At 43.7% G+C, this 15,028-nt stretch carries 14 protein-coding genes and 1 tRNA gene; 9 read left to right on the forward strand and 6 right to left on the reverse strand.

Annotation, left to right across the window (positions count from 1 at the left end; genetic code table 11):
- Nucleotides 1-21: 21 nt before the first annotated feature.
- From HII16_RS05765 to ccmA, 6 genes are all read right to left on the reverse strand, one after another.
- Nucleotides 22-2,625, reverse strand: a complete 2,604-nt coding sequence (locus HII16_RS05765; RefSeq protein WP_169128292.1) for a TonB-dependent receptor — start codon at nt 2,623-2,625, stop codon at nt 22-24.
- Between the two features lie 516 nt (nt 2,626-3,141).
- Nucleotides 3,142-3,603 (reverse strand): cytochrome c maturation protein CcmE, encoded by a 462-nt coding sequence (ccmE, locus tag HII16_RS05770; protein ID WP_135439147.1) that lies wholly within the window; start codon nt 3,601-3,603, stop codon nt 3,142-3,144.
- 1 nt (nt 3,604) lies between these two features.
- Nucleotides 3,605-3,814, reverse strand: a complete 210-nt coding sequence (gene ccmD, locus HII16_RS05775; RefSeq protein ID WP_135439148.1) for a heme exporter protein CcmD — start codon at nt 3,812-3,814, stop codon at nt 3,605-3,607.
- 10 nt (nt 3,815-3,824) lie between these two features.
- Nucleotides 3,825-4,565 carry a heme ABC transporter permease gene (locus tag HII16_RS05780; RefSeq protein WP_169128294.1) on the reverse strand — a complete coding sequence of 247 codons (741 nt, stop codon included), beginning with the start codon at nt 4,563-4,565 and terminating at the stop codon, nt 3,825-3,827.
- 1 nt (nt 4,566) lies between these two features.
- The gene (ccmB, locus tag HII16_RS05785; RefSeq protein ID WP_135440478.1) at nt 4,567-5,253 is read right to left on the reverse strand and encodes a heme exporter protein CcmB; all 687 of its coding nucleotides are present in this window, start codon (nt 5,251-5,253) and stop codon (nt 4,567-4,569) included.
- The gene (gene ccmA, locus HII16_RS05790; protein ID WP_169128296.1) at nt 5,250-5,894 is read right to left on the reverse strand and encodes a cytochrome c biogenesis heme-transporting ATPase CcmA; all 645 of its coding nucleotides are present in this window, start codon (nt 5,892-5,894) and stop codon (nt 5,250-5,252) included. Before ccmA ends, ccmB begins: the two co-directional genes overlap by 4 nt.
- Before the next feature lie 370 nt (nt 5,895-6,264).
- On the opposite strand from ccmA, the gene HII16_RS05795 reads away from it, so the two are divergent.
- The 9 genes from HII16_RS05795 to HII16_RS05835 all read left to right on the forward strand — a co-directional run bounded on the left by HII16_RS05795 (nt 6,265) and on the right by HII16_RS05835 (nt 14,928).
- A complete protein-coding gene (locus tag HII16_RS05795; protein WP_169128298.1) occupies nt 6,265-8,262 on the forward strand; it encodes a heme lyase CcmF/NrfE family subunit in 1,998 nt (665 codons plus the stop codon).
- Between the two features lie 3 nt (nt 8,263-8,265).
- Nucleotides 8,266-8,811, forward strand: a complete 546-nt coding sequence (locus tag HII16_RS05800) for a DsbE family thiol:disulfide interchange protein (protein WP_135439152.1) — start codon at nt 8,266-8,268, stop codon at nt 8,809-8,811.
- Nucleotides 8,812-8,814: 3 nt separating this feature from the next.
- Nucleotides 8,815-9,294, forward strand: coding sequence for a cytochrome c-type biogenesis protein (locus HII16_RS05805; protein WP_169128300.1), 480 nt, complete (start codon nt 8,815-8,817; stop codon nt 9,292-9,294).
- A 9-nt stretch (nt 9,295-9,303) separates the two neighbouring features.
- Nucleotides 9,304-10,596 (forward strand): c-type cytochrome biogenesis protein CcmI, encoded by a 1,293-nt coding sequence (gene ccmI / locus HII16_RS05810; RefSeq protein ID WP_169128303.1) that lies wholly within the window; start codon nt 9,304-9,306, stop codon nt 10,594-10,596.
- Nucleotides 10,597-10,630: 34 nt separating this feature from the next.
- Entirely contained in the window at nt 10,631-11,227 is a 597-nt protein-coding gene (locus HII16_RS05815) for a glutathione peroxidase (RefSeq protein ID WP_169128305.1), read from the forward strand.
- A gap of 11 nt (nt 11,228-11,238) precedes the next feature.
- Nucleotides 11,239-12,282, forward strand: coding sequence for a ferrochelatase (hemH, locus tag HII16_RS05820; protein ID WP_135439155.1), 1,044 nt, complete (start codon nt 11,239-11,241; stop codon nt 12,280-12,282).
- 222 nt (nt 12,283-12,504) lie between these two features.
- Complete coding sequence (locus HII16_RS05825) at nt 12,505-14,064, forward strand: SulP family inorganic anion transporter (RefSeq protein ID WP_135439156.1); 1,560 nt, start codon at nt 12,505-12,507, stop codon at nt 14,062-14,064.
- 210 nt (nt 14,065-14,274) lie between these two features.
- Entirely contained in the window at nt 14,275-14,592 is a 318-nt protein-coding gene (locus HII16_RS05830) for a DUF1289 domain-containing protein (protein WP_169128307.1), read from the forward strand.
- A gap of 260 nt (nt 14,593-14,852) precedes the next feature.
- Nucleotides 14,853-14,928, forward strand: a tRNA-Phe gene (locus HII16_RS05835).
- Nucleotides 14,929-15,028 lie beyond the last annotated feature (100 nt).

Here is a 15,028-nt window from a genome sequence, read left to right on the forward strand (position 1 = left end):
GATTTTAGTTAACTGCTTCGCTTAGAACTTGATAGTAGCGCGTGCGAAGAAGTAACGACCCATAGTGTCATATGTGTACGGGTCCGTATTGGCATCATTATTACCAGTGTAGTAAGGCGCCTCTTTATCAAACATGTTGTTAACACCACCAGAGAAAGTTAGCGTTTCGCTGAAGTGGTAAGCACCGTTCAAATCGTGGTAGACAACGCTTGGTGTGGTCGGCGCGTAACAAGATGATGGATCATCCAAACATACGGCGCTGTCCATGCCTGAGATATAACGAAGCTTATAACCTGCATCCCAGTTAGAGCCACTTACGTCTACTGACAAGTTAGACTTGATTTCAGCGTAGCTACCGATACCACCTGTGATAACACCGGCATAATCTACCGTTTCACCGGTCGCTTCAACTTCGTACTCGTTTAGGAACGTGGTATCTAGACCTGTTCTCCAATCCAAACCGAACGCATCAAATGCATAAGCGATGTTTAAATCGACACCAGAGGTGTTTTCTGCACCAATGTTTTGCAGTTGGTTGTTGAAGCTAATACGGCCAGTATTGTCCATGCTGATGTCAGCTGATTGACAAAGTGCCGAGTCTTGATTGATCGGGGTACCAGAATTATCCAAACATTGGTCAACAATGTATTGCGAGTCTACTTGCGTGATCGCGTTGTCGATTTCGATTTGGTAGTAATCCGCAGTGATTGATAAACCATCTAACCACTCTGGCTCGTAAACCACACCAACTGTAAAGGTATCTGCTTCTTCAGGAGTAAGCTCTGAGTTACCACCAACGGTCACTTCTGCTTGCTCTTGATCCGTTGCCGGGTGTGAAATTTGGTCAAACGAAGGTGACGCACCACCGTAAAGCTCGTCAACTGACGGCGCACGGAATGCAGTTGAGGCTACAGAGCGCAACATTAGTTGGTCGTTTACTTTCCAAGTCAAACCAAGTTTCCAGGTTGAATCACTACCAAATGTCGAGTAGTCAAATGCACGTACAGCGGTACTGATTTCAACATGCTCAGCAAATGGCAAGTCAGACAATACTGGAATAGCCAATTCTAAATAGGCTTCATTTACATCGTACTCACCGGCCGTTGGGTCAACTTTCGGGTCATTTGCCATACCTTGTGAGGTTAACGAGTCAGGCGTGTACCATGCTTTTTCAGTACGAGTTTCTAGGCCTGCTGCGAAACCTAAGTAACCTGCTGGAAGTTCCATAACTTCACCGGCTAATGAACCGGCAAGAACAAACATTTCACTACCACCACTGTTTACTTCAGTGTAAACGTACTCACCCATGGTTTCTGGCTGCCAAGACGATTGATCTAGCGGGTTAAATACACCGGCTTCAATGTCTTGCTGAATCATACCCATATTGTGCAGGTTAGCTAGCTTGTCTACAGAGTCATTACGGCCAAAGGTTACTGATGTATCCCAAGTCCAACCGTTATCCAATTCACCTTCTAAACCAGCAACAACGCGCACGGTATCAACCGTTTGTGAAAACTCACGAGCACCGGTGTCGGTCATACGACGACCGTAAGAAATATCGTCCCCATAGTTGATGCCGTGCTCTAGTAACGAGTCACCCATCCAGTCTTGGTATTCAAAATCAAACCATACCGGCTGTGGTGCCATTTGTTGCTCTGACCAACGCTTTGAGTACATCATTTCTGAGAAGAACATGGTGTAATCAGACACTTCATAGGTACCTAAACCTGTGATGTTTAGTTTCTGCATTGGTGTGTACAAGTAGCTTTCTGGGTTGTAGTTATACTTGTCGTCGGCACCAAATTCGTGCCAGCCACCGCCTTCTTCACCTTGCAAGCTCTTATCACCTGACCAGATGTGACCGTATGGCGTGTAGCTTGAACCACCACAGGCTAGTTCAAGATCGCCATTACCGTTTTCAACTTCGGTGTAATCACACTTAGTGCCATCGCGGTCACCCATGCCTACTTCGCCACGGTCCATATATTGGATACCAACGACAACATTACCTTTGTCGAAAGAACCACCCATGGTGACGTCGATGCTAAATTCTTCACCGTCGCCTTCGCCTGAGATACCACCAGAGGTATTAATCTCAAAGCCTTCAAAATCTTTCTTTAGAATGATGTTCACAACACCTGCAACAGCATCGGAACCGTATACCGCAGAAGCACCATCTTTAAGAACTTCAACACGTTGAATCATAGAAACAGGGATGGTGTTCAAATCAACTGATGACGACGCACCGGTACCTGAATTAATCATACGACGGCCGTTAACCAACACTAGGGTACGGTTAGAGCCTAAACCACGTAGGTTGATGGTCGCGTTACCACCTGAACCGTTATTAATGCCTGGGTTCGTCATTGCACCACTTGCTGCTGTGGTTTTTTGTAATACTTGGTCGATTGAGGTTGCACCTGAGGCAAGAATTTCTTCAGCACCAATAACCGTAACCGGACTCGCTGTTTCCATATCGGCGCGCTTGATACGAGAACCGGTAACTTCAATGCGTTCTACATCGGCTGTTTCATTTTCTTCAGCTTTGGTGTTTGCGGAAAACATCGTCGTCGATGCTGCGGCACCAAGCATTAATGCTCTTGTTATTAAATTCTTATTAAACATAATTTACTCCTGGGGATAGATAATGAGCGTTAAAATTTTTATTCGCTCGTTACGTTCGGTCACATCTTATGAGAAATGTGTAACCAAGGAGAATGCTATGTAACACAGCCGCAAGAGCTGTTAATGATATGTTGCATGATGCCTTAAGGTATTGATTGTTATGTTTTTATTTTTATGTTTTGACAGGTGTCATGTGTTGTTGGTTATATATCGAGCAATATGTGTCTGTTGAATAAACGACCAGATGCCATGGTTTTCTCCAATTAAAACAGTAGTTTGTGATAAATTTTCGGAAAACATCCATCTGTAACAGTTTGTAATCAACCATGCTGGCTGTTGCAAACTTGAAACATTTTAAGTCCCTAATTCGCTTTTTTTTTGCGCTTTGCTTGAAGTTTTTTTCTTAACTTGGCACATTATTTGGCCGGATTGAGGTTGTAACTGGTATCAATTGTTGCCATAAAAACAAAAAAGTCCGCATAAGGCGGACTTTATAAAAGACGTAATACGGCGTCTCTAGTTATAAGTTGGCTTTTGGTGATGCTTGCCAACTTTTTCAGCGATTTCTTTTGGCATGTACTCTTCGTCATGTTTAGCCAGTACTTCACTAGCTTCAAGCACCGTTGGTTCTATTAACGTACCTTGTGCAACAATACCCTGCCCCTCACGAAATAGGTCTGGCAAGATGCCATCGTATTTAACTGTGATCATCGGCCCGGTATCAATCAGCTTAAATTGTACTTTTAAACTTTCTGAATCTCTATTCACTGTACCAGCGACAACCAAACCGCCAACACGAATACGTTGCCCGACAACGGGCTTTTCACCGGTATCGTCTTTACCGTTAACGATTTCTGACGGGGTAAAGAACAAATCTATGTTTGTGCTAAGTGCATACAGCGATAAACCGGCAACAATGGCCACACCAGCGAGAATGGAGCTAATAATAGTTAATCTTTTTTTACGACGAGGATTCATACTACATACCTTGTTTACGACGTTCGGCGGCTTGTTTAAGTTTGGCCTCACGTTTGAGTCTTTGCTTAATTTTTTTAAACAAAGCGTTTTGCATACCCATACTGTTGATGGTTAATGCGGTTAGCAATACCGCGCAAAACGCATAAGATAGCCAGACATAAAAGCCATAGCCACCCATATTAAAAAATTCACTTATGCTGTCAAATGCCATGCTATTTCTCCTACTGAGCCTTCATCGCAAGTTCTTTAACCCAAGGGCGCATGGCATTTCGTTCGATAATTTGTGCTCTGAATCGAACGCAAAATAAACTGCCAACCAAAAAGGCGAAGCCGAGAAAACATATCAAAAATGGTATCAGCATATCCGTAGACATCGATGGCTTCTCAAATTTTGAGATGGTTGCCCCTTGATGCAAGGTGTTCCACCATTCAACCGAATAATGAATAATCGGCAAATTAATCACACCAACCAATGCCAATACGCTCGCTGCTTTACCTGCCAGCGCCTTATCATCAAAAGCATTGTGCAAGGCAATCACACCAAAATAGAGGAATAGTAAGATCAGCTCTGATGTTAATCGAGCATCCCATACCCACCATGTGCCCCACATTGGCTTGCCCCAAGCGGCGCCTGTAAATAATGCTATGGCGGTAAATGCCGCACCAATCGGCGCGAGGGCCGCAATAGATGCTTCAGCGAGTTTCAACTGCCAAACCAGACCACACAATGCGGCAATGGCCATACCTAGATAAATGCCCATCGATAACATGGCAGATGGTACATGCAGATAAAAGATGCGAACGCTTTCACCTTGTTGATAATCAGCTGGAGAAAATAGCAAGCCGAATGCCATGCCGACCGTCAATAAAATAATGGCGATAGCCGTCAACCAAGGTGTCAGCTTACCGCAAAAATGGTAGCTGATTTCTGGATTAGCGTATGGGTGTAACCATTTCCACATATTAGTTTGTACTCACTTTCAAAGCGGCGCTTACCGCAAAAGGTGCCAAAGTTAGAGAACCAAAAAACAACGCAGCAATTACTGCCAGTTGGCCATTATAGGGCAAATTCATACTGGCTGCATCAATGGCGTTAGTGGCGAATATAAGTACGGGTATATATAAAGGCAATACCAGTAAACTCAACAACACACCGCCTTTTTTCAAGCCAACGGTCAATGCCACACCGATAGCCCCTAATAAACTTAATACGGGTGTGCCCACCAAAAGGGTTAACATCAATGCGATAAAGCTTTGCTCATGCAAATTCAGTAATACACCGAGTAATGGCGCGATGATAATCAACGGCAGCCCAGTGATCAACCAGTGTGCGGTTATTTTTGCTAAAACTAAGATGAAATTCGGGCACGGGCTTAATAGCATCTGTTCTAACGAACCGTCTTGGTGATCATTTTTAAATAATCGTTCCAGTGACAATAAGGTGGCGAGCAGGGCAGCAACCCAAATAACCCCTGGTGCAATTTTCATTAAGGTATTGCTTGCCGGGCCAATGCCTAACGGAAATAAAGAACAAACAATAATAAAGAACAGCAACGGGTTAACAATGTCGTCGCGATGACGAAAGGCGATGGTTAAATCGCGTTTCAAAATGAGCATAAAGGCAGAGCTATAGGATAATGACATGCTTATTCTCCATAATAGCTGTGCTCTAAGGTGATTTTTTGGTACTGCTCTGACGGCAAACTTAGGTCTTGGTGAGTGGTTAAAATAACACAACCGCCTTTTTCGGCATGGGCTAATAACAACTGTTCCAGTTTTTTAACGCCGTTTTTATCGATTGCCGTAAAAGGTTCATCTAAGATCCAAATACGCGCATTACTTTGCCATAAACGAGCAAGCGCAATGCGGCGATGTTGACCGGCACTTAAATGACCGGCTTTGGCATCTTCAAAGCCATACAAATTGACTTGTTCAAGGGTTTGTTCAGCAAGTTCGGCATCGAGACCGTGCAAGCTCAGATAAAAACGTAAATTTTCTTCACTGGTCATTTCACCTTTAACCCCTGGCAAATGACCTAAAAACAACAAGTCTTGATTGAACTCTTCATTAATGTGGTGGATATCCTCACCAGCGAAACGCACATGGCCCGCATAAGGCATTGATAAACCAGAGAGAATTCGTAACAGGCTGGTTTTACCGGTGCCATTTGCGCCTTCAATCTGAATAATATCGCCGGCACTCACGGAAAAGTTCAAATCTTCAAACAAGATTCGGTCTTCACGAATGCAGGTCAAATTGTCAGCTTGTAGCAAATATGGGGTATTGCTCAAGGGCCACCTGTTGTTCAATAAGTTGTTTATTTTAGTGCCAATTCTACTTCTTTGTGCGTCGCAAAAGAAGACTTTAATAAAAATATTCACTAAAGTTGTTGGCAGAGTTTGTTGCTCAGTTTATTACGAGGCTGAACCAATACAATTAATCTATATCAAATAGGCATTGTTTGTTGTTATCTAGTATATGTGCAACTAGATTTCTTATACGTTATGCTGATTTAAATGGCTTTTTGACGCACTTTGTTAAACATTTTTGCTGCTATTTACGTTTTAATATTGATCGGTGTTGGTATAATGGTTCGATTTTACCCATTTTACTGTGTACCCAATAAGATAGAGTTTGCTTAATGCAATTCTGGAGAAGTGAATGATTCCTGAACTTGGCCTGCTGTCGCTTATCATAGCTATGGCGTTTGCTGTGTGTTTGTCTATAGTCCCTTTGGTGGGCGTGTATGGTCAAAACCAGCGACTTATTAACTATGCCAAACCACTAACAAGCGCAATGTTTTTATTTACGACAATAAGTATTCTGTTGCTCGGCTATTGCTTTGTCGTTGATGATTTTTCAGTAAAGTACGTCGCGGGGCATTCGAACTCGCAGCTTCCTTATTATTTCAAAATTAGTGCCGTATGGGGCGGTCATGAAGGCTCATTATTACTGTGGGTGTTTTCACTGACGGCATGGACCATGGCGGTCGCCAAGTTTTCTAAACATGTCGATCAAGCATTTGTATCCCGTGTTCTTGCGATTATGGGCATGGTTGCGGTTGGCTTTATGGCCTTTACCATCTTCACCTCTAATCCATTTGAACGCTTATTGCCTAACATGCCGATGGAAGGGCGAGACTTAAATCCATTGTTGCAAGATGTTGGCCTTATCATCCATCCGCCTATGTTGTACATGGGCTATGTTGGTTTTTCCGTTGCCTTTGCCTTCGCTATAGCTGCGTTGATGTGTGGCAAAATGGATGCGGCTTGGGCACGTTGGTCACGACCTTGGACATTAGCCGCATGGATGTTTTTAACCATAGGTATCGCGTTGGGCAGTTGGTGGGCGTATTACGAACTTGGCTGGGGTGGCTGGTGGTTCTGGGATCCGGTTGAAAATGCCTCTTTTATGCCGTGGTTAGTTGGCACCGCGTTAATACACTCATTAGCGGTGACCGAAAAACGTGGCGCATTTCGAAATTGGACCGTGTTATTGGCTATCTTTACGTTTAGCTTAAGCTTGCTGGGAACCTTCCTCGTACGTTCTGGCGTACTGACATCGGTGCATTCGTTCGCGGCTGACCCAACGCGAGGTAGCTTTATATTAGTACTGCTAGCGATTGCCGTCGGTTGTTCGTTATTGCTGTACGCAATTCGTGGTACCAATGTTGGCAGTTTCTCGCGCTTTGAATTGGTCTCTCGTGAGACGGCGATTCTGATTTGTAATGTCTTTTTAGTTGCAGCTGCGGTAACCGTGTTACTCGGTACCCTGTATCCATTGATTATTGATGCGCTGGGCATGGGCAAAATATCCGTTGGACCTCCGTATTTTAACGCGGTGTTCGTACCGATAATGTCAACGATGTTTATCTTTATGGGCATTGGGCCTCTGATTCGCTGGAAGAAAGCGAAAAAAGGTGAACTTAGTCGTCAACTTAAGTGGATATCTATCTTTGCGGTATTATTTGGTTTGGCATTTCCAGTGTTATATGGCGGTCAATTTATTAGCTCCGTTGCTTTTGGTATCACGTTAGCGACATGGGTCATGCTGGTCGCCGCGAAAGATTTAAAGAATCAAATTCATATTGGCAAAGGTCAATGGCAGTTCAAGCGCCTTAGTTTGTCACACTTGGGCATGGCGGTTGCGCATATTGGTATTGGCGTTACCATCGTCGGTGTGACCATGGTGTCAACCTATGAACAGGAAAGTAATATCAAGATGTCGCCAGGTACCCGTGTTGAGGTGTCAGGTTACGAGGTAGAGTTCAATGGTGTTAAAGCCGTTGAAGGGCCAAATTATTCAGCGGAACAAGGTCAAATCGCGTTGTATGATGACGGTGAGATGATCGATTTGTTGCAACCAGAACGTCGCACATATCGAGTGCAAACCATGGGCATGACTGAAGCGGCGATTAATCCTGGACTGTTTCGTGATGTTTATGTCGCATTAGGCGATCCACTCGGTGCTGGTGCCTGGGCCGTGCGTGTGCATTACAAACCGTTTGTACGTTGGATATGGCTAGGTGCAATCTTTATGGGCATGGGCGGTATCTTTGCCATGCTGGATAAACGTTATCGTCGCCGTAAGACGAAACGCAGCGAGCAAAAAGTTGTCGACAACGGTGTTGTCAGTGCCGAAGCTGAGGTTGGAGCTTAGTTAATGAAAGTTGTAATTCGCCTGATCCCTTTAGTGTTGTTTTTACTGTTGGGTCTTTTGTTATTCCGTGGTTTGAGTTTAAACCCACAGGATATGCCGTCGGCTTTGGTGGGCAAATCGTTTCCACAGTTTCAGCTCACTAAATTAAAAGATGCTGGACAAACCATGACCTCGGAAAACTTTAATCCGGGCATTAAAATTGTCAATGTTTGGGCCACTTGGTGCCCGTCATGTAAAATTGAGCACCCGTTCTTAGTTAAGTTATCTAAGGATCCTCGCTTTAGTGTGTATGGCATTAATTACAAAGACGAGCGCGGTGCTGCCGTAGAATGGTTGCAGTATTACAAAGACCCTTATCAATTCTCAGTCTACGATGTTGATGGCAAGCTTGGCCTCGATTTAGGCGTCTATGGCGCACCGGAAACTTTTGTGGTCGATCACAATAATATTATCCGTAAGCGTTTTGCTGGTGTACTGGAAAAAAACGTATGGCAACGAGAGTTTCTGCCGTTAATAAATCAAATTGAAATGGAAATGGGCGGTAGTTAAGCAATGAACCGATTATCTATAGCAAAGTCACAATGGATGGCAATACTGACCTTGATATTTGCAGCGATGGCGGCGATGTCAATACAGGCTAGTCCAATCGATACCTATGAGTTTCCTGACGAGGTAATGAAAAAGCGCTTTGCGGAATTGAACTATGAGCTGCGCTGCCCTAAGTGTCAAAATCAAAATCTAGCGGATTCAAATTCACCAATAGCGGCAGACTTACGTAAAGAAGTCTACACCATGTTACTTGATGGTCGCTCAGACAGTGAGATCATGAACTTTATGGTTGAGCGCTATGGTGAGTATGTATTGTATCGCCCAAAAGTAAATGAGCTGACCTACGCTCTTTGGTTTGGTCCGGCGGCGTTTGTATTAATAGGTCTGATCGTGGTGATTTCGCTGTTGCGTAAAAAACAACGCCAAACGAAAGCATTGTCTGCAGAACAACAAAAACAACTTGAAGATATTCTCAAGGACTAAAGGCCCATTATGACAACTTTTTATATTTTTGCTGTATTGCTACTGTTGTTGGCAATTTTGTTTATTTGGCGCCATTTTTTCCAACGCCGTTTATACCAAGCTGACCAATCAAATATGCGCGGTCAAACCAATAAAGATTTGTATTACGAGCACCTAACGGAACTTGAAAAAGATCTGCAAGAAGGCGGCATCGATCAAGAAAACTTCGAATTTTTGAAACAAGAGCTAGATCGATCATTAGTACTGGATATGAATGCCAGTGACAAAGAAGCGGAAGCCAAAGATAAGAAAACATCCTTTGTTTGGCCGGCGATTATGACCGTGTTTGTTGTTGCTTATAGTGTTGTTATGTATGTGCAATATGGCGCCCACGAACAAGTCGAATTGGCACAATCTATGCCAACTGATCATCCTCAAGGTGAGCAGTCGCAAGCTCAGATGATCATAGCTCAATTGCAATCCTTACATAAAGAAGTGCAAGATAATCCGGATAATTCCAATGCATGGTTTCAGTTAGGGCAAATCCTAACCAATGTTGGTGAGTTCGATAGCGCCTTTGTTGCCTTTGGTAAGGTCAATGAGATTGAAGGTGAACAAGCCGATATTTTGGCCTTGCAAGCGCAATCGATATATTACAAAAACAACCGTCAACGCAATGAGCAAGTCGATAACTTATTGGCTAAGGCATTGACCTTAGATCCAAATGATGCGACCACGTTAATGTTGATTGGCATGGATCATTTCCTTAATAACCGTTTCACTCAGGCCTCGCAAAGTTGGCAGCAGATTCTTGACAGTGGTAATGCGGGTAGCAATGCACCTGCACTTATGGAAGCCATAAAAGAAGCGCAAATGCGTGCGGAAGGTGTACCGGTTGCCGGCATGGCAGAAGAAAGCGCGACTATGAACTCTGAGAGCACTGAGCGCTCAGCGAACACAGGTGCTGATGTAGCAGCAATTGCCTTATCGGTCTCTATGTCTGATGAGATCATGTCTCTGATGGCAGACCAAGCCGATAAAACCGTGTTTATTTATGCGGTCGCCAGTAATGGTCCAAGAATGCCATTAGCTGCTGTTAAAGTACGTGCCAGCGATTTACCGTATGTCGTTACCTTGGATGACTCGATGTCTATGAATGGCCAAATGACCTTATCTATGGTCGAGCAAGTTGACGTTTTTGCCGTGATTTCACAATCAGGAACACCTGGCATTAAAGCGGGCGATTATAAAGGCGAAGCCAAACAAATTAATGTTAAAGGTGCAGAGCCATTAAACTTAATCATTGATAGTGTCGTTAAATAACAACAATAAACACTATTAAATAGGGAAGAAAACCATGAAATACCCAATGATTACCAAAACCGCAACCGTGTTTAGCTTAGCGTTTGCGTCACTAACAAGCCAAGCTGCTGATACAGACAGCAATGTTGAGGCAATAAACAAAGTCACTTGCCCAGCCTTTCTTGATCACAATATCACTCGTTTGAATTCAAGTAAGCAAACCGCTATTTGCGAACAATACGCAGGTAAGACGTTTTTAATCGTCAATACCGCCAGTAATTGTGGTTTCACACCGCAATTTGAAGGCCTTGAAGCGCTGTATCAAAAGTACAAAGACAGAGGTCTCGTTATTCTTGGCTTCCCTTCAGATGATTTTTTCCAAGAAGAAGATGATGAAAAGGATACCGCTAAAGTCTGTTTCGTAAACTACGGCGTCACGTTCCCAATGTTTACCACGGTCGAAGTGCGCGGTGATGGTGCTCATCCAATTTTCGCTCACTTAGGGGAAAAAACCGCATCGCCTTATTGGAATTTTTATAAATATTTGGTCAGTGCCAACGGCAAAACCATTGAACGATTTAATTCTAAGACAAACCCGGATTCAAAAGAGTTAATTCAGGCGATAGAAAAACAACTTGGTAGCAGTATTTAAGAGTCGACAGAATGTCACGATATAAAGCCAATAATAAACAGCTTCATGATGCCGACATCAGCCAAGGGCCTGCCAACACAGGCAAAGCCAAGGTAGGTGTGTTATTAACTAATTTAGGCACGCCACAAGCGCCTACAAGCGACGCATTGCGTGTTTACCTGCGTCAATTTTTAAGTGACCCGCGTGTTGTTGAAATCCCTCGTTTGGTCTGGATGATAATCCTCCATGGCATTATCTTGCGCATTCGACCTGCAAAGTCTGCGAAGCTGTATCAGAGCATATGGACCGAGCAAGGTTCGCCTTTAATGGTGATTTCTGAACAACAAAAAGACAAAGTGGCTGAGGTGTTGGCAGCACAATACGGTGATTATGTTGCGGTAGATTTGGCCATGCGTTATGGCCAACCATCTATCGATAAGGCGTTACAAAACTTCCAACGCCAAGGCATTAATAAAATTATTGTTATGCCGCTTTACCCGCAATATGCTGGACCTACCACCGGCTCGGTGTTTGATGCGGTGGTCGATGAGGTCAAATCTTGGCGCTGGATTCCTAGCTTGCATTTTATTGGCAGTTACCACGACAACCCAGGGTATATCGATGCTTTGGCAGCGTCTATAAATGAGCATATAGAGCAACATGGCAAGCCACAAAAGCTATTGTTGTCATATCATGGTATGCCAAAATTGTTCCATAGCAATGGTGATCCATATTATTGTTTTTGTCATAAGACGACGCGTTTACTGGCACAAAAACTCGGCTTTAGTGACGATGATTTTGTTATGACGTTTCAGTCTCGTTTTGGTAAAGCAGAGTGGTTAAAGCCATATACTGATGACACCATTGAGGAATTAGCCCAAGCAGGGGTAAAACACATTGCCTTGATTAGCCCGGCATTTAGCGCCGATTGCCTAGAGACTCTTGAAGAATTGGATGTTGAAAGTCGTAAGGTATTTAGCGATGCCGGCGGCGAAACCTTCCATTACATCAAAGCGTTAAATGATCGCGATGATCATATCGATACCATAATTAATCTTATTAAACCGCATATTTAACTCTAAGCCCCGAATTAAGCGATAGTCGGGGCATCCAACCTTGCTGACGACAGCGAATTAGTTTTCAGTAAATTGCCGTTTACATTGACAAAAACGTCAAAAATCATTAACATCCCGCGCTTGTTTTCTGCGCGTTAATCCATCAATTATTGGCTTAACAACTATAGTTATTAGCTAAGTGCTTGACTGCGCTCAGCTCTTCTTCTCTTTTGTGAGTAAATCATGTTTGAACTTCATGCGAGTAAAGTCGCTAGCTTAAAGAATGATGTGTTATCCGGCATAACCGTTGCGTTGGCCTTGATACCTGAAGCTGTGGCTTTCGCATTCGTCGCCGGTGTTGATCCGCTGGTTGGTTTATATGCTGCCTTTATGGTTGGCTTGATTACATCGGCATTTGGTGGCCGCCCAGGAATGATTTCTGGTGCAACCGGCGCTATGGCTGTCGTTATGGTGTCCCTTGTCGCCTTGCATGGTGTGCAATATTTATTTGCCGCGGTGCTGTTAACCGGTCTGATACAAATTCTCGCCGGTATATTCAAGCTCGGTAAGTTTATTCGTCTGGTACCGCATCCGGTCATGCTCGGATTTGTAAATGGTTTAGCGATTGTTATCTTCCTTGCCCAGCTAGGTCAGTTCAAAGTGATGAATGAAGCCGGTGAATTTGAATGGATGACAGGTACCGCGATGTACACCATGTTGGCACTTGTTGCTTTGACCATGGCGATTATTCACTTCTTACCTAAGTTAACCAAAGCGGTACCGTCGTCATTGGTTGCCATTGTCGTGGTTACCTTGATTGCCGTTTATACCGACGTTGATGCGCGTACGGTTATTGATTATGTCCGTGATATGACTGGTGATCCGGCTCGAACCTTGCAAGGTGGTTTACCTAGCTTTAATATCCCTGATGTACCATGGAACTGGGATATGCTGATGATCATCCTACCGTTCTCGTTAGTATTGGCGGCGATTGGTCTTATTGAATCATTATTAACCCTAAGCTTGATTGATGAGCTGACCGAGACCCATGGTCAAGCCAACCGTGAATGTGTTGCGCAAGGTGCCGCTAATACAGTGAACGGCTTCTTCGGCGGCATGGGTGGTTGTGCGATGATTGGTCAATCAATGATCAATGTAAACTCTGGCGGCCGTGGCAGAACGTCAGGTATTGTGGCAGCCCTTGGTTTGTTGTTCTTTATCCTATTCGCTTCAGGCTTAATTGAGATGATACCGCTGGCTGCGCTAGTTGGTGTTATGTTTATTGTTGTTATCGGTACATTTGAATGGTCTTCATTTCGTATCATGCGCAAGATTCCTAAAGCCGATGCGTTTGTCATCGCCTTAGTGTCAGGTGTTACGGTAATCAGTGATTTAGCTGTCGCGGTTATCGTTGGTGTTATCGTTTCTGCGCTTGTATTTGCATGGCAACATGCCAAGCATGTTATCGTTCATCGCTCTGAATGTGAGCAAACCGGTTGGACGTTATATGAAGTTGATGGTCCATTGTTCTTCGGTGCGGTAACCAGTTTCCTAGAGCAATTCGATCCACAAAATGACAGCAAAGATGTCATCGTCGAATTTAAAAAGTCACGAGTGGCTGATCATTCTGGTATTGAAGCAATTGATACCTTGGCCGACCGTTATAAGAAACGCGGTAAAACCTTACACTTACGCCACTTAAGCCCTGAGTGTAAGTTATTGTTGAAGAAAGCCGGTGATTTGGTTGAATTGAATTACTATGAAGATCCGAATTATCGCATAGCATCGGATAAGCTAGACTAACATTTAGCAGTTATCGATATTTGAAAAACGGCCTCAGGGCCGTTTTTTATTGCCGAAACGCACGCTAATTTATCCGCCTTAAATCGCCGTGTAAGTTGCCATACGCCTGTTTTCGAAGTACATTTAGTTATTGAACTGGTTGTTTTTTAGCTAGCCGCTAGATACCCATCCGTTACCTTATTAAATTAACTCAGAGAAACGTTGTACTGAATGAAAGATTTGCAACTCGACTTTTTTGATGTGCCGAGCCCTTGCCGCGGTGTCTGCAAGGCAGATGCCCGTGGCTATTGCCAGGGCTGCTTTCGCACGCGGGATGAGAGGTTTGGTTGGTTAGATTTGAGCAACAGTGAAAAGCAACGCGTCATTAAGCTATGCTTACAACGAGAGAAGCGCCGCAAAGCCCCACCGAAAGAGAAAAAAGAGCAAACAGATAGTGAAAATAAACAGCCATCTTTGCTCGATTTCAAACCAGAACAGTTTATTTGTACATCCGTGGATGAAGACGATTTCAATGATTTTGAACTCTAATGTCAATTATTGTGCATAAATTAGGCATGTGAGTTTTTTTCATAAAAAAGAGGTTGCCATAGCCAAGGATGCGCTATATTATACGCGCACTTCAAGGAAATACCTTGTTGTCTAGCTCAGTCGGTAGAGCGACTTGGAATTACCCTTAAATTCCAAGGGATTTAAAGTTAAAACCGAGATTTGCCCAGCTAGCTCAGTCGGTAGAGCCATTTGGAATTGCATTGAAAATCCCCAGGGATTTAAAGTTAAAACCGAGATTTGCCCAGATAGCTCAGTCGGTAGAGCAGGGGATTGAAAATCCCCGTGTCGGTGGTTCGATTCCGCCTCTGGGCACCATATATAAAAAACCAGCCTTATGGCTGGTTTTTTACTTTCTAGGATTTGCTTTCTTTAATTGGGTTTTAAGTTTACTAACAATACCTAGCTAATTGCTAGA

The sequence above is a fragment of the Thalassotalea sp. Y01 genome (assembly GCF_012932945.1).
Lineage (GTDB): Bacteria > Pseudomonadota > Gammaproteobacteria > Enterobacterales > Alteromonadaceae > Thalassotalea_A.